The sequence below is a fragment of the Ensifer sp. SL37 genome, from assembly GCF_026672675.1.
Taxonomy (GTDB): Bacteria; Pseudomonadota; Alphaproteobacteria; order Rhizobiales; family Rhizobiaceae; genus Ensifer; species Ensifer adhaerens.
Genome location: NZ_JAPPRN010000007.1, coordinates 822,776 through 837,154, shown reverse-complemented (window position 1 = coordinate 837,154; position 14,379 = coordinate 822,776). Strand labels below are relative to the sequence as shown.

Here is a 14,379-nt window from a genome sequence, read left to right as displayed (position 1 = left end):
GGCTCAATCCTTCACGAGCAGTTTGCGCGGCACGTTGGCGAGGCACTCGACACCGCTCTCGGTGATCAGGATGCTTTCCGTGGTCTCAAAACCCATGTCCTCGAGCCAGAGGCCCGTCATGAAGTGGAAAGTCATGCCGGGTTTGAGTTCGCTGCGGTCACCTGGACGCAGGCTCATCGTGCGCTCGCCCCAGTCCGGCGGATAGGAAACGCCGATGCCGTAGCCTGTGCGATTGTCCTTCACGATGCCGTACTTCTTCAGCACGGCGAAGAAAGCGTTTGCGATATCCTCGCAGGTATTGCCGGGCCGTGCCTTTTCGAGGCCTGCCTCCATGCCTTCCAGCGTCGCCTTCTCGGCATCGAGGAACGCCTGTGTCGGCTTGCCGAGAAAGACGGTGCGCGACAGCGGCACGTGATAACGGTGGTAGCAGCCGGCAATCTCGAAGAACGTACCTTCGCCTCTCTTCATCGGCCGGTCGTCCCAGGTCAGGTGCGGCGCGGAAGCCTCCACGCCCGAAGGCAACAGCGGCACGATTGCTGGATAATCGCCGCCGATGCCATCGACCCCTCGGGTACCGGCATCGTAAATCTCCGCGACCAGATCGCATTTGCGCATGCCGACCGCGATCTTGTCGAAGATGCGTTCATGCATCTTTTCGACGATCCTTGCGGCGTTGCGCATGTAGCGGATTTCGGCCTCGCTCTTGACCGCGCGCTGCCAGTTGACGAGTGCGGTCGCATCGATGAAACGCGCATTCGGCAGATGCTTCACTAGTGAAGCGAAGGCGGCGGCGGAGAACCAGTAATTATCCATCTCCACGCCGATCGTCAGCTTGTCGAGGCCCCGTTCGGCGATCTTGGCCGAGAGGTAATCCATCGGGTGGCGTTCGGTGGACTGCACATAGTGGTCCGGATAGCCGACAATGTTCTCGTGTTTGAGGTAGGCGGTGAATTTGGCGCCGTTGGCATCCTGGCCGCGTCCGTACCATATGGGCTCGCCCGTCGGCGGCACGACGACGCATTGGTGCACGTAGAAAGACCAGCCGTCATAGCCGGTCAGCCAGTTCATGTTCGACGGATCGCTGACGATCAGCACGTCGATGCCCTTGGCTTCCATCGCTTTTCGCGTTTTTTGAAGACGCGTTTCATACTCCGGAAGTGAGAACTTCAGGTTCGCTTGTTTCATCGGTTTTTCCTCTATACCCGGCGAAAAGCCGGTCTCAACTCTCGAAGATCGTACCGGCGCCCGCCATTGCCGCGCGGGCGCCAGCAAGCGTAGCTATGGCCGTGTCCTGAATGCCCGTGCCGGTAAGGTCCGCCACGGTGATCTGCTCGGGGCCGCTGCGGCCCGGTTTGCGCCCGGCGACGATCTCGCCGAGTTCGGGGAAGATCGTATCCTCCGTCACGAGGCCCGCTTCGATGGCATGATGCAATTCGCCGAGCCTGCGCGTCTGCTTCAGGCTATCGGCGACATAGAGGCCGGCGGTGGCGACAATGGCGGGTTCGATCTCGTTTTTGTGCTCGGCGTCCGACCCCATGGCCGTGACATGCTGGCCAGGCTGGAGCCATTCGGCCCGAAGCACCGGTGTTTCGGAAGGCGTGGTGGTGACGATGATCTCCGCACCATCGACAGCCGCCCGGCCGTCGGCCTCCGCCCGAACCGGAAAGCCGAGCTTCACCGTCAAGTCCGCAGCGACGGCCTCGGCTTTAGCAGCATCTCTCGCCCAGATGCGCGCTTCGCGGATCGGCCGCACCAGGCTTAAGGCCTCTAGCTGCAACCTTGCCTGCATGCCGGCGCCGAAGATGGCGGCAACCGCGGCATCCGCGCGCGAAAGTTGTCGAGCCGCGACCGCGCCGGCCGCCGCTGTGCGCACATCCGTCAGGTAACCGTTGTCGAGCAGGACGGCCTCTACCAGGCCGGTCTTCGCCGAAAGCAGCACCATCAGGCCGTTGGTGCTCTGCAGGCCGATCTTCGGATTATTGAAGAAGCCGGGGCTGATCTTGATGGCGAAACCGTCGAGACCGGGCACGTAAGCCGTCTTAACATCGACCTCACCGCGCTCTTCAGGGATGTCGAGCCTCAGGATCGGCGGCATCGCCACCGCTTTGGTGGCAAGCGCGTGAAACGCCCCTTCGACGCAGGCAATGGCATCGAGATCGAGCGGAACGATACGCCTGAGCTCCGCCTCGGTAAGAATTCTCATCGTCGTCATGCCGCGGCCTCCGCTAGCGGATCGACCCCGCCATTGATGACCCGTCGATGCAGGTCCATGTCGACATTGCGGCCGGAGAGGATGACCGCCACCGGCCCCTCCAGCCGGCCAAACCGGCGGGAAAGCAAGGCCGCGATGCCAACGGCCCCTGCCCCCTCGATCACCTCGCGCTCCTGGGAATACGCATGCCGCATACCGGCCGCGATCTCGGCTTCAGACAACAAGATCACGTCGTCGAGCAGCGCGCGGCACATTTCGAAGGTCACGGCGTTATCAAGGCCGATGCCGCCACCGAGGGAATCGGCAAGACTTGCCACCTCCTCGACTTGCACCGGCCGCCCTGCGTTAAGGCTCGCCTTCATCGCCGCGCCACGTTCCATCGTAAGGCCGATGACGCGGGTCTTCGGTGACCGCCCTTTCACGGCCGCCGCGACACCGGCCGCAAGGCCACCGCCGGAAAGCGGCACAAAAACCGTCGCCACATCCGGCATTGCCTCGACGATCTCCAGACCGAGTGTGCCCTGCCCGGCAACGACCGTTCGATTATCGAAGGGTGGCACCATGACGAGACCCTCTTCAGCCACCAGCCGATCCACCTCAAGCTGGGCTTCGTCCTGCGATTTGCCGACGATCAGGACATTGGCCCCAAGCCTTCGGATGTCCGACACCTTGTTGTTGGGCACGAGCCTGGACACGCAGATTGTCGCGACTGCTCCTGCGGCCTTGGCGGCATGGGCGAGCGCCCGGCCGTGATTGCCGGTCGAGGCGGCGACGACACCCCTCGCCCGCTCTTCCGACGTCAGCGAGAGCACGGCATTCGTGGCGCCGCGGAGCTTGAAGCTGCCTGTCGTCTGGTGGTGCTCAAGCTTCAGGCCGACGGGCACACCGAAGCGTTCGCAGAGCGAAGCGGAAAGCACGAATGGCGTATTCAAGACCCGGCCCTTTATGCGCCGCGCCGCCTGTTCGATATCCGCCACTGTTACGGGAAGGTTCGACATCGCTACCGGTCCAAATAGGCAAGTGTCATGAGCTGCCCGAGATCCGGCCGTGCCGTCTCATTGCCGCAGAGGCGCAGGCAGGCCCAGGCGGTGGCGAGATTGCTGGTAACGACCGGCTTGCCGATGACGGCCTCGATCTCGGCCGCGACGCCTGCCGCGCGCACCGCCGTGCACGATACGAAAAGCGCGTCGCTGTCTGGCGCCGTCGCTTGCTTCGCAAAGGCGACGATTTCGTCCGGAGAAATGCGCGCCATCTCCCGGTCGTCATCAAGACCGAGGCAAGTGAAACGGGCGATGTCGAAGCCGAGCGACACGAAATAGTTAGCCATCGGCTCGCTGGTCTCGATCGTGTAGGGCGTCAGTACGGAAATCCGCTTGGCACCGAACGCCTTGAGGCCAGAGGCCGCCGCCGCAGTCGGCGTGACGACGGAAGCACTTGGCTTGGCCGCATGGACCGCCGCCTTGACTTGCGCGTCGCCGATGACGACGGACGCGGAGGTGCAGGAATACATGACGATGTCTAGAGGTTCGTCCGGCAGGATCAGTGCGGCCGCTGATGTCAGCGAGGGCTGCATGGCGCGCAAGTTCTCCGGCGTCACCGGGTTCGCGTAGGGAATGCGCGTCGCATAGACGCCAATCCGCTCGCTTGCCACCATGCGATGGAAGTCCACTTCCGTGGTGTGGTCGGTCGCAAGGATGATCAGGCCGATGCGCTTGTCGAGCGGACGCTCATCCAGCTTCGGCATGCGCGAGGAAAGTGTAAGATCGACCGCTCGCATCAGCGCTCCTCCACTTGGGCGTATCGTTCTTCCAGCCAGCGCAGGAAGACGACGGAGATCAGGCTCATGATCAGGAAGAAGACCCCGACCAGCGTCATCGGCTCGATGTAGCGATAGCTGCTGTTGGCCACGCTTTTCGCCTGGTTCATCAGTTCGAGCACTGTGATGGCGGAAAGGAGCGGTGTCTCCTTGAACATGGCGATCAGATAGTTGGCGAGCGCCGGGATCATCGGCGGGATCGCCTGTGGCAGGATGACGTGGACCCAGGTCTGGCGGCCGGTGAGGTTCGTCGCCTTGGCCGCCTCCCATTGGCCGCGCGGCACGTTCTCGATACCGGCGCGGTAGACCTCCGCCGCATAGGTGCCATAGTGGAGCCCAAGGCCGATGATGCCGGCGAGCATTGCCGGCAGGCGAACGCCAATATCCGGCAACACGAAGAAGATGAAGTAGAGCTGGACCAGGAGCGGCGTGCCGCGAATGAACTCCACGATGAAGCCCGTGACCTTCGCAATCGGCTTAGGCGCGGTCATGCGCAGGATGGCAAAGACGAGGCCGATGATGGCAGCGAGTGCCGCGCCGAAAACGGTTGCCAATATGGTGATCTTCAGACCCTCAAGCAGGGTCGGCATGATTTCCCAAACGAAATTCCAGTCCCATTCCATCGTCAGGTCCTCACGCCATCAAGGCCGCGCGTTACCCGACGTTCCAGCCAGCGCATGCCGTTGGAGATGGCGAGTGCCATCAGGAAGTAGAGCACGAGAATCGTTGCGAAAGGAACGAGCGTGCTGCCGGTCTGGGCGCGGACCACCTGGGCCTGAAAGGTCATGTCGGTGAGCGAGATCAGCGACACGACGGCCGTACCCTTCAAGAGCTCGATCGCGTTGTTGCAGAAGGTCGGAAGCATCAGCGGCAGGGCCTGCGGAAGGACAACGTAACGCATCGACTGATAGCGCGAGAGATTGAGCGCTATGCAGGCCTCGCGTTGCTCGCGGCCGATCGCCTTGACCGCGCCGCGCACGACCTCCGCCCCATAGGCTCCCACGTTCAGTCCCAGCGCCAGTACGCCGGCCTGAAGCGGCGACAAGGTGACGCCGGCGAATGGCAGCACGAAGTAGACCCAGAACAGCTGGACGAAGATCGACGTGCCGCGGAAAAACTCGATATAGGTGGTGGCAAGCGCGCGAACCACGAAAATGCGGCTGACGCGTCCAAGACCCGCGACGAATGCCATGACGAGCGCGAGCAAGGAGCCGAGCACGGTAAGCTCAAGCGTCACGAGCGCGCCTTCAAGGATCAGCCCTATGTAGCCGGACCAGTCGGTCATCGTTCTTCCATATACGAGGGAGCGGACTGCCTCTCCCCGGTTTGGGAAGAGGCCCGATTGCTGCGGCCTTACTTGGCGGCGCAGAGCTTTTCGCGGGTCGTCGACATCGCGGCCGCGGCAGAGAAGCCATAGGGTTCGATGATCTTGGCAAACTCGCCCGACTGCTTGAGCTTTGCGAGTTCCACGTCGAAGGCATCGCGCAAGGCTTCCTCGCCCTTCTTGAAGGCCGCGCCGTCGCAATAGACCGGCGCGCCTTCAACCGGCGCCACGACTTCGACACTGGGGTCGTTCGCCTTGGCGACAAGAGCGTTGATGGAAAGCACCGGCAGCGAATAGACGTCGATACGGCCGTCCTGCAGCATCTTCAGGCCGCTCTGGCCATCCGGAACGACAATGACACGATTGCGCGGGACGCCGGCTTCGAGCGCGAGCTTTTCTTCCGTACCGCCACCTGGCGCGCCGATCTTGGCGTCCGGGTTGTCGGCGATATCCTTGTAGCTCTTGAGCTTCAGCGGGTTGCCTTTTTTCAGCGCGAAGGCTTCGGCGTCACAAAGGATCGGTTCTGAATAGGCAACCGCGTTGCAACGTTCCGGCTTCATGAAGAGGCCGGCAGTGATGACATCATGACGGCCGGCCTGAAGACCCGGGATCATCGCACCATATTCCGAGATCGAGGCGACGATGTCTTCGACACCGAGGCGCTTGAAGACCTCACGCGCGACGTCCGGAGCTGCACCAGAAACTTTGCCGTCGGCGGCAACTGCCGTGAAGGGCGGTTCGTTGGCGATGGCGACACGGGCGAAACCCTGTTCCTTCAGTTCCTCAAGCTTGCCGTCGGCCCAGGCTGGCGCTGCGGCAACCATTGCCGTGAGGGCGCCCGCGCTGGCGGTTATGGTCAAAAAGGTTCTCATGCTCATAGTTGCGAACTCCTCTGGCTGTCCCTGGTTTTTGTTTGGAGCCTTGTTTCCGGGCGGCAAAGCCGCTCAGACGCGGTGCCCTGCCGCGATGATCTTGCGCAGGAAGGTCTGCGTGCGTTCCTGCTTGGGCGTGCGGAAAATCTCGTCCGGCTTGCCCTCCTCGACGATCTTGCCGCGGTCGAAAAAGAGAATGCGATCGGCAAAATCATGGGCGAAACCCATCTCATGCGTGACGAGCAGCATGGTCATGTCTGTTTCGACCGCAAGCTTGCGCATGACATTCAGCACTTCTTCGACCAGTTCCGGGTCGAGTGCCGAGGTCACCTCGTCAAACAGCATGATCTTTGGCGAAAGAGCCAGCGCCCGGGCGATCGCAACGCGCTGCTTCTGTCCGCCGGACAATTGCGCGGGCATGCTGTTTGCCTTGTCGGCCATGCCCACCATGTCGAGAAGCTCCATCGCCCGCTTCTCCGCCGCGGCCTTCGCCATGCCTTTCGTCAGCATCGGCGCGAGCGTGACATTGTCGAGCACGCATTTGTGCGGGAAGAGATTGAAGTGCTGGAAGACCATGCCGATCTTCTCGCGCATCTTGTGCAGATGGCGGTCGTCGGCCGGCGCGAGGCTGCCGTTCTTCGGCATATGATAGAGCTGGTCGCCGTCGACCTCGATATGGCCGCCGCTGATCGCCTCCAATGTCATGAGAATGCGCAGGATCGTTGTCTTGCCCGATCCGGAGGGACCGATAAGCGCCAGCTTTTCGCCCGGCAGCACGTCCATCGACAAACCGTCGAGTACGGTCAAGGGACCGTAGCGTTTGGTGATGTTGTCGATGCGGATGATCGGCGCTGCCATGCATGTCTCTCCCTATTGAGACAAGTGATGGAGCAACGATGCGCGGCAAACAAAATCATGTCAATGTCAATAATAATATCAGTACAATTATTCTGACATCGCCCATTTGCAAGGCAGTTCACTCAAATCGCGAGCAACAGCGCTTCTGGATTTCCGCTGGCGAGTGAGGCGAGAATGCCAAGTCCGGTGCGCAATTCCTGCTCGGTGGTCGAGCCGAGCGAAATGCGCACCGCCGGCTGCCAACCCTGGTCGGCCGTGCGGAACGAAGAGCCGGGCGCAATAGCGACACCGCGCAGACGCGCCTGGGATACGAAACCTTCCTCCGCATGCCCTTCCGGTAAGGGTAGCCACACATGCAGGCTCTGCGGATGGCTATAATAGGGCAAGCCCGCAAGCGCATCCTCGGCGATCGCGTGACGAACGCCAAGTGCCCGGCGCTGCCAATTGACGAGTTCCATCGCCGTGCCGTCGCTGACCCAAAGTGTTGCGATCTCGGCGATTGAAGGCGTCGCCATCCAGTTGGAGACGAGATGGCGGTTGGCAACCGCTGCGACATAGCGATCCGGAGCGGCAAGATAGCCGATGCGCAGGCCCGGTACCGTGATCTTTGTGAAGCTGGTGACGTAGAGGGTGCGCTCCGGCGCATAGGCCGCAATCGGCGGCGCCCGACCTTCCACAAGCGGCCCCAGGATGTCGTTCTCGATGATCGCGATATCGTGGCGTCGTGCGACCTCAGCAAGCGCCTGCCGGCGCTCAGGCCCCATCAACGCCGCGGTCGGATTGATCACCGAGGGCTGGAGAAAGACGGCGCGGATGACGCCGGTGCGGCAAGCTTCATCCAACGCCTCGGGGATCATGCCTTCGCGATCGATCGGCAAGCCCTCGAGATGAAGGCCAAGGTAGCTGGAAAGCGGCACGAGCGTGTGGTGGCTGATCGCCTCGGTCGCAACGGTCGAGCCCGGCGGAGCGACGCTCATCAGCGCCACTGTCATGCCTGAGGTTGCGCCATTCGTCAGACTGATATTGAGGGGCGATACATCGAGACCGCACCGCGACAGCCACTCGGCCGCGACGGTGCGATGGCGCGGGAAAACCATATTCGGCCGGAAGGAAAGCGCCGAACTTGACGGCAGGTTCTCCGCCAGCCACCCGAAGGCTGCGCGCATGCGCTCCAGATGGAGTTGCTCGCACACAGGCTTCAGGATCGAGAGATCCACCAGTTCGCCAAGACGCTCCGGCAGGTAGGGTGGCTCAGGCTCCTTCGGCCTTGTCTGCACGAAGGAACCGCGACCAATTTCTCCGGAAATGAGCCCTCGTCGGATCAGTTCGTCATAGGCGCGGCTGACGGTTTGCACGGAAAGTTTCAGGTCATCGGCGAGCTTGCGATGCGGCAGCAGCCGCGTCCCGTTCGGCAAATGCCCTTCCTGGATGGCGCGGGCGATCTGCTCGGCGAGGGAGAGATAGGCCGGCCGGCGCAACTGGGATATGTCGGGTCGCCAATTTGTCATGATTTCAACAGTGCTCAAAATCAGTTCAATTGACAACGCCAAAATGGTTTCCCATTGTCTTTTCCTCCGCTTTGACACGATCCCCGCCCGGAGGGCGCCCCGAATGAAACTCGACGCCATCGACCTGCGTATCCTGGAGGCGATCCAGCAGAACGGACGCATCACCAAGCTGGCGCTGGCGGAACGGGCGGGTCTATCACCAACGCCCTGCTGGCTGCGCCTGCGCAAGCTGGAAAGGGCCGGCATCGTCACGGGATATCACGCGCGTGTTGCGGTGCGACGCGTTGCGCCTGTTGCCAGCGTGATGATGGAGGTGACGCTCGCCAATCATCGGCAAGTGGATTTCGAACGCTTCGAACGGGCTGTCGCGACAACGCCCGAAATCGTGGCCTGCTGGTCGGTCGGCGGTGGCGTCGATTACATCCTGAAGATCGTGGCGCGCGATATCGATGCGTACCAGCGCCTTGTCGACAGCCTGCTTGACCGTGAGCTCGGCATCGACCGCTACTTCACCTACATCGTCACCAAGACGGTGAAGGAGGAGACCGTGCTTCCACTCGAGACGTTGCTTCCCCCTTCCGAATAGAGAGATTGTCTACGGCCGGGCCAATCTTTAGCCAAAGTCTCTGACGCCCACCCCGGCAATGGACAATCTGTCCCTCGCCCTCTGGCAGACTCCCTCCAGACACCAAGAGGAGGCTGCCATGACCGCCGTATTTGCCCGCACGACCTTTCACGACGCGCTTGCCCGCCTTGCCGATCCGCACCTCTTAAGGGAGCTCTCCTATGTCGGTGGGCGCTGGATTGCTAGCCGCGACGGCGCAAGCTTCAAGGTGACGGACCCTGCCTCGTCGGCGACGCTTGCCTGGGTCGCAGCGCTTGGTGCCGATGAGGCCGCAGAAGCCATCTCGGCGGCGAGTGACGCACTGCCCGCCTGGCGCAGCATGCTGCCGCAGCAGCGTTCCGCTATTCTTCGCAAGTGGCACGACCTGATACTGGAGGCGCGCGAGGACCTTGCGCTCTTGATGACGCTGGAACAGGGCAAACCACTCGCCGAATCGCGCGGTGAAATCGACTACGCGGCCTCCTTCGTCGAATGGTACGCGGAGGAAGGAAAGCGGCTGAATGCGGAAAGCGTCACCAGCCATCTGCCCGGAGCCGAAATGATCGTGCGGCGCGAGGCGCTGGGTGTCGTCGGGATCGTGACGCCGTGGAACTTCCCCTCAGCCATGATCACCCGGAAGGCCGCAGCTGCCCTTGCCGCCGGCTGCACGGTCGTTGCGCATCCCTCCAGCGAAACGCCGCTTTCAGCGCTCGCCCTTGCCGAACTTGGCGAGCGGGCTGGGCTTCCCGCAGGCGTCTTCAATGTGGTGACCGGCGATGCCGCCACGATCGTCGGCCGCATGAATGCCGATCCGCGTATTCGCGCCATGAGCTTCACCGGCTCGACCCAGATCGGCAAGCTGATTGCGGGCCAGTGCGCTGACACCATGAAGCGGATGGTGATGGAGCTCGGTGGCCATGCACCATTGATCGTCTTTGCCGATGCCGACATCGAGAAGGCTGCCGACATCGCAATGGCGGCGAAGTTCGCCACATCCGGGCAGGATTGCCTCGCCGCCAACCGCATTTATGTCGAGCGCCCTGCACTTGCGGACTTCACGCGGGCGTTCAAGGCTCGCATCGAAGCGCTGAAGGTTGCCTCGGGCCTCGAACCAGACGCCGAGATCGGCCCCCTGATGCACGAGCGTGCCATCGCCAAGGTGGAAGAACAGGTCGCCGATGCGCTGAAGCGCGGCGCAAAGCTGCTGGCGGGCGGCAAGCGCCACAAGACAGGCGCTCTGTTCTTCGAGCCGACCCTTTTGACGGATGTACCGGACGATGCGCTGATCATGCGTGAGGAGACCTTCGGCCCGGTTGCCGCGGTCACCGCCTTCGACAGCGAGACCGAAGTAGTCGCCCGGGCAAACGACACCGAGTACGGCCTCGTCGCCTATATCGTCACCGAAAACGGAGCGCGCCAGATGCGTCTTGCACGGGCTTTGGAGTACGGGATGGTCGCGATCAATCGGGTGAAAATCACCGGTGGACCGATCCCCTTCGGCGGCTGGAAACAGTCGGGCCTTGGCCGCGAAGGCTCCCGCCACGGCATCGAGGCCTTCACCGAACTCAAATATCTCTGCATCGATACGGCCGCCTGAGCGCAGGCGCCACATTTCATACGCGAAAGGAAAGACCATGCTCGAAAAAAGCAACGAACTCAGCGCCTGGGACCGTGATCACTTCTTCCACCCCTCCACGCATATGGGCATGCATGCGCGTGGTGAAACACCGACCCGGGTGATCGGCGGCGGCGAAGGTGTGTATATTACCGACACCAGCGGCAGGACGAGCCTTGATGCCTTTGCTGGCCTTTATTGCGTCAATGTGGGCTACGGCCGGCAGAAGATCGCAGACGCGATCGCCGAGCAGGCGAAGAACCTTGCTTATTATCACGCCTATGTCGGCCACGGTACGGAAGCGTCGATCACGCTTTCCAAGATGATCATCGATCGTGCGCCGGCGGGCATGAGCCGCGTCTATTTCGGTCTTTCAGGCTCCGATGCCAACGAGACCAACATCAAGCTGATCTGGTACTACAACAACATCCTTGGCCGGCCGGAAAAGAAGAAGATCATCTCCCGCTGGCGCGGCTATCACGGCTCCGGCGTCATGACGGGCTCCCTGACCGGCTTGCATCTATTCCACAACGCCTTTGACCTGCCGCGCGCGCCGATCCTGCACACCGAAGCACCCTACTTCTTCCGACGCCCCGATCGCTCGATGGATGAAGAGCAGTTCTCGCAATATTGCGCCGACAAGCTCGAGGAGATGATCCTTGCGGAAGGACCGGAGACGATCGCCGCCCTCATCGGCGAGCCGATCCTCGGTACTGGCGGCATCGTGCCGCCGCCGAAGGGCTACTGGCAGAAGGTCCAGGCTGTGCTCGAAAAATACGACATCCTGCTCGTCGCAGACGAGGTGGTGACCGGCTTCGGCCGCCTCGGCACCATGTTCGGATCGGACCACTACGGCATGAAGCCCGACCTCATCACCATTGCCAAGGGTCTGACCTCGGCCTACGCGCCGCTTTCCGGCACGATCGTATCGGATAAGATGTGGCAGGTGCTGGTGCAAGGATCTGACGAACTGGGCGCGATCGGCCATGGCTGGACCTATTCCGCCCATCCGATCTGTGCGGCCGCGGGGGTCGCCAACCTCGAACTGATCGACGAGTTGGGCCTGGTTGAAAATGCCGACAGCACGGGCGCTTATTTCCGCTCCGAATTGACGAAGGCACTCGCTGACCACAGACATGTGGGCGAAATACGTGGCGATGGCCTGATGGCCGCAATTGAGTTCGTCGAGGATAAGGACGACCGGGTATTTTTCGATCCGGCAAAGAAGATCGGCCCGCAAGTTGCGGCTGCCCTGCTTGAGCGCGGCGTCATCGGGCGGGCCATGCCGCAAGGTGATATCCTCGGCTTTGCGCCACCGCTTTGCCTCACAAAGGATGAGGCCAATGTTGTGGTGAAAGCGGCGGTCGAGGCCGTCACATCTGTCCTTGGCAAAGCAAAGGCAAGATGAGTGCAGATGCCAATACACGCAATTTGAACCTTGTTGTCGATGGGGAAGTGCTACGCCGCCCCATCGACAACCGTTGAGCCAGCAGTGCAATGGAAGCCCTATTGGCGAACGCCGATCTCGACCCTCGGGTCTAACGTCGAGCTGTTCCGGCATGGAAAACATCTAGCCAATCCGTATACCCTATTGGATCGGCACCAAAAATCGACCGGCAAGTAATGTTGACTCTGGTCTTCACTCGGTTGAAAAAAGGGCGACCATAAAAAAGGGATCACTCATGCCTGACGAAAACACGACGCCAACCACCCTGGTTGCGGAGGACGCAACGACTGTGCACACACCCGAGCGAGCAAAGCGAAGCGCGACGAAGCGTCAGAAAGCGGCTGGGGAAACCACACGGGCGACTTCGAAGGCAACAGCATCAACGCAACCCACCAAGTCCCGTAAGTTCAGCGAACAAGATAAACTCGAGAAGCTGAGGCAGATCGGGGCCCAGGTCGCAGACGGCACGAGCACGATCAAAGATGCGATTAAAAGCGCAGGAATATCCGAGCAGACCTACTATAACTGGAAGGGTAGCTTAAAGGCGGATGATAAGACGAGCAAAAAGCCCGCGTCGGCCAGCGACGAGTTCGCCGAACTGGTGAAGCTCGACGCCGAGAACCAGAAGCTGCGAAAACTCCTGGCGGAAAAACTGCGCACTGAGAATGCCGACCTGCGCAAGAGGCTTGGCATAGATTGAGGCCCGGAGAAGCCACGCGCTGAGCGCTGTGGCTCCACCGCTCCTTTGGCGGGCGGCTGAGATGCGAGGTTGCACCCGACGTTGTGCAGCCGATCATGCCGCAGCACGTCGATCTACATTGGGTTCAAACTATATGAAAACGCCACAACGCAGGTTCGTTGTTGAGTTCAAGTCCGGCCGCCGTCAGCCAAAAGTGCAAGCGGGTTCGATCTGGGGCAACACAGATCTCAAGACCCTTGCGCGCGAGGTTGAAAACGAAGCGGCTCATCTGTTCGGCCGTCAAGAATTGAATGCCGACGGCGGCATTGATCCCGCCTCTGATGCTCATGTCCCGAGTTTTGTTGACGAACCGGCCGTGATCACGGCGCCCGAGCCGGCGAATGAGGTGGCTGACCAGGTCGCTGCGGCGCATTTAATTTCCAATGTCGCTGATGAAGCTCGCGAGACCGCAATCGGCCCGCTCACTGTCGCCAGGACCCGCGGTTTACCGAAACGCGCCAGCGGGAAGCATCCTCCCCGCCCCTCCCCGAGGACCGCTTCGGAACCTACAGAGCAACAGTCGGATCTGGAGTCGAGATCGGCGCCAACGATGGTCTTGGAAGAGTTGGTTTCACTTGATGCGGAAAACAGCCGCCTCCGAAAACTGCTGGGGGAACAACTCCGTGCGCAGAACGTAACTCTCAAGAAGATGCTGGAACGGTTTTAGTTTCCGCTCCTTCGTTGACGCTCCGATCCGCGACGGCCCGCGTCCAAGTGACGATCATTCGTGTCGATGGCACACAGATTGTAGATCCTTCCTCGATGACGTCGACGGAGCTCGGAGCTGCGCTGGCCTTCTTTTGGAGTGGCCTGCGACGGTCATGGAAACAGACGCCCCCCCGTCAGCGAGCAGGGCGACATTGCCGATCTGTAAGCCGGTGCAGGCCAAGAGCCACCATCGCGCCAAATGACGTTAGGCATCGCACCAGAGGAGGCCGAAAGGACGGGCAGGCTACCTCGGGGCAGGGCATTCATTCTGATCACACGGATGAAGATGCCTCCCCGTTCTTCTGCTCAAGTACCGCGTCCAGCGCTTCCACCAGGACAGAGTTCGAAAACGGCTTGGAGAGAACTGGAGCTGTGTGGCTGGTCCCAAGCAAGGCCGACGTCCCATATCCGCTTAGGACAAGAAACGGAATCGATTGCTGATAACACGCGTCAGCCACGGGAAGCCCGCTGTGTCCCTGGAGGTTCATGTCGAGCACGACGACGTCGATTTTCGTCGCGTCGTTAAGTAATTGCAGCGCCCGATCCACAGTCGGAGCAAGGCCCACAATCTGCATTCCAGCCGCAAGCAGAGTGTCCTCGATTGACATTGCCACCAGCATTTCGTCTTCAACGACGAGCACTCGACGTCCCGCTAATGTTGTTGAAATTGTCAACT

General features: G+C 61.3%; 15 protein-coding genes. 5 read left to right on the top strand and 10 right to left on the bottom strand.

Going from position 1 to position 14,379, the window contains the following annotated elements; genetic code table 11:
- Positions 1-3: 3 nt before the first annotated feature.
- The 9 genes from doeA to ehuR all read right to left on the bottom strand — a co-directional run bounded on the left by doeA (position 4) and on the right by ehuR (position 8,590).
- Positions 4-1,185 carry an ectoine hydrolase DoeA gene (doeA, locus tag OVA00_RS36235; RefSeq protein WP_060608010.1) on the bottom strand — a complete coding sequence of 394 codons (1,182 nt, stop codon included), beginning with the start codon at positions 1,183-1,185 and terminating at the stop codon, positions 4-6.
- Between the two features lie 34 nt (positions 1,186-1,219).
- On the bottom strand, positions 1,220-2,212 hold the full coding sequence (eutC, locus tag OVA00_RS36230; protein ID WP_060581360.1) for an ectoine utilization protein EutC: 993 nt from the start codon (positions 2,210-2,212) through the stop codon (positions 1,220-1,222).
- A complete protein-coding gene (gene eutB / locus OVA00_RS36225; protein ID WP_268090784.1) occupies positions 2,209-3,210 on the bottom strand; it encodes a hydroxyectoine utilization dehydratase EutB in 1,002 nt (333 codons plus the stop codon). The genes eutC and eutB overlap by 4 nt, the downstream gene beginning before the upstream one ends.
- Positions 3,211-3,212: 2 nt before the next feature.
- Entirely contained in the window at positions 3,213-3,989 is a 777-nt protein-coding gene (eutA, locus tag OVA00_RS36220) for an ectoine utilization protein EutA (RefSeq protein ID WP_375292962.1), read from the bottom strand.
- Positions 3,989-4,651 (bottom strand): ectoine/hydroxyectoine ABC transporter permease subunit EhuD, encoded by a 663-nt coding sequence (ehuD, locus tag OVA00_RS36215; RefSeq protein WP_034794801.1) that lies wholly within the window; start codon positions 4,649-4,651, stop codon positions 3,989-3,991. Before ehuD ends, eutA begins: the two co-directional genes overlap by 1 nt.
- Before the next feature lie 2 nt (positions 4,652-4,653).
- A complete protein-coding gene (ehuC, locus tag OVA00_RS36210; protein ID WP_034794803.1) occupies positions 4,654-5,313 on the bottom strand; it encodes an ectoine/hydroxyectoine ABC transporter permease subunit EhuC in 660 nt (219 codons plus the stop codon).
- Positions 5,314-5,381: 68 nt separating this feature from the next.
- Complete coding sequence (gene ehuB, locus OVA00_RS36205; protein WP_442780603.1) at positions 5,382-6,224, bottom strand: ectoine/hydroxyectoine ABC transporter substrate-binding protein EhuB; 843 nt, start codon at positions 6,222-6,224, stop codon at positions 5,382-5,384.
- A 72-nt stretch (positions 6,225-6,296) separates the two neighbouring features.
- On the bottom strand, positions 6,297-7,082 hold the full coding sequence (ehuA, locus tag OVA00_RS36200; RefSeq protein WP_268090782.1) for an ectoine/hydroxyectoine ABC transporter ATP-binding protein EhuA: 786 nt from the start codon (positions 7,080-7,082) through the stop codon (positions 6,297-6,299).
- Positions 7,083-7,204: 122 nt separating this feature from the next.
- Positions 7,205-8,590, bottom strand: coding sequence for a MocR-like ectoine utilization transcription factor EhuR (gene ehuR, locus OVA00_RS36195; protein WP_060517353.1), 1,386 nt, complete (start codon positions 8,588-8,590; stop codon positions 7,205-7,207).
- Positions 8,591-8,693: 103 nt separating this feature from the next.
- Here ehuR and OVA00_RS36190 point away from each other — a divergent pair, with 103 nt between their 5' ends.
- The 5 genes from OVA00_RS36190 to OVA00_RS36170 all read left to right on the top strand — a co-directional run bounded on the left by OVA00_RS36190 (position 8,694) and on the right by OVA00_RS36170 (position 13,662).
- Positions 8,694-9,176: an Lrp/AsnC family transcriptional regulator gene (locus OVA00_RS36190; RefSeq protein WP_034794810.1), complete on the top strand. Its 483-nt coding sequence runs from the start codon at positions 8,694-8,696 to the stop codon at positions 9,174-9,176.
- 118 nt (positions 9,177-9,294) lie between these two features.
- Complete coding sequence (locus OVA00_RS36185; protein ID WP_268090781.1) at positions 9,295-10,791, top strand: NAD-dependent succinate-semialdehyde dehydrogenase; 1,497 nt, start codon at positions 9,295-9,297, stop codon at positions 10,789-10,791.
- 37 nt (positions 10,792-10,828) lie between these two features.
- The gene (locus tag OVA00_RS36180) at positions 10,829-12,217 is read left to right on the top strand and encodes an aspartate aminotransferase family protein (RefSeq protein ID WP_034794814.1); all 1,389 of its coding nucleotides are present in this window, start codon (positions 10,829-10,831) and stop codon (positions 12,215-12,217) included.
- A 274-nt stretch (positions 12,218-12,491) separates the two neighbouring features.
- Positions 12,492-12,956 carry a transposase gene (locus tag OVA00_RS36175; protein ID WP_060516660.1) on the top strand — a complete coding sequence of 155 codons (465 nt, stop codon included), beginning with the start codon at positions 12,492-12,494 and terminating at the stop codon, positions 12,954-12,956.
- Between the two features lie 133 nt (positions 12,957-13,089).
- On the top strand, positions 13,090-13,662 hold the full coding sequence (locus OVA00_RS36170) for a hypothetical protein (protein WP_034794820.1): 573 nt from the start codon (positions 13,090-13,092) through the stop codon (positions 13,660-13,662).
- A gap of 313 nt (positions 13,663-13,975) precedes the next feature.
- Here OVA00_RS36170 and OVA00_RS36165 read toward each other — a convergent pair whose 3' ends face one another.
- On the bottom strand, positions 13,976-14,377 hold the full coding sequence (locus OVA00_RS36165) for a response regulator (protein ID WP_200954142.1): 402 nt from the start codon (positions 14,375-14,377) through the stop codon (positions 13,976-13,978).
- Between the last annotated feature and the right edge of the window lie 2 nt (positions 14,378-14,379).

Coding starts and splice junctions, on each gene's coding strand:
- doeA (WP_060608010.1), bottom strand. CDS start 1,185: ATGAAACAAGCGAACCTGAAGTTCTCACTTCCGGAGTATGAAACGCGT.
- eutC (WP_060581360.1), bottom strand. CDS start 2,212: ATGACGACGATGAGAATTCTTACCGAGGCGGAGCTCAGGCGTATCGTT.
- eutB (WP_268090784.1), bottom strand. CDS start 3,210: ATGTCGAACCTTCCCGTAACAGTGGCGGATATCGAACAGGCGGCGCGG.
- eutA (WP_375292962.1), bottom strand. CDS start 3,989: ATGCGAGCGGTCGATCTTACACTTTCCTCGCGCATGCCGAAGCTGGAT.
- ehuD (WP_034794801.1), bottom strand. CDS start 4,651: ATGGAATGGGACTGGAATTTCGTTTGGGAAATCATGCCGACCCTGCTT.
- ehuC (WP_034794803.1), bottom strand. CDS start 5,313: ATGACCGACTGGTCCGGCTACATAGGGCTGATCCTTGAAGGCGCGCTC.
- ehuB (WP_442780603.1), bottom strand. CDS start 6,224: ATGAGAACCTTTTTGACCATAACCGCCAGCGCGGGCGCCCTCACGGCA.
- ehuA (WP_268090782.1), bottom strand. CDS start 7,082: ATGGCAGCGCCGATCATCCGCATCGACAACATCACCAAACGCTACGGT.
- ehuR (WP_060517353.1), bottom strand. CDS start 8,590: ATGACAAATTGGCGACCCGACATATCCCAGTTGCGCCGGCCGGCCTAT.
- OVA00_RS36190 (WP_034794810.1), top strand. CDS start 8,694: ATGAAACTCGACGCCATCGACCTGCGTATCCTGGAGGCGATCCAGCAG.
- OVA00_RS36185 (WP_268090781.1), top strand. CDS start 9,295: ATGACCGCCGTATTTGCCCGCACGACCTTTCACGACGCGCTTGCCCGC.
- OVA00_RS36180 (WP_034794814.1), top strand. CDS start 10,829: ATGCTCGAAAAAAGCAACGAACTCAGCGCCTGGGACCGTGATCACTTC.
- OVA00_RS36175 (WP_060516660.1), top strand. CDS start 12,492: ATGCCTGACGAAAACACGACGCCAACCACCCTGGTTGCGGAGGACGCA.
- OVA00_RS36170 (WP_034794820.1), top strand. CDS start 13,090: ATGAAAACGCCACAACGCAGGTTCGTTGTTGAGTTCAAGTCCGGCCGC.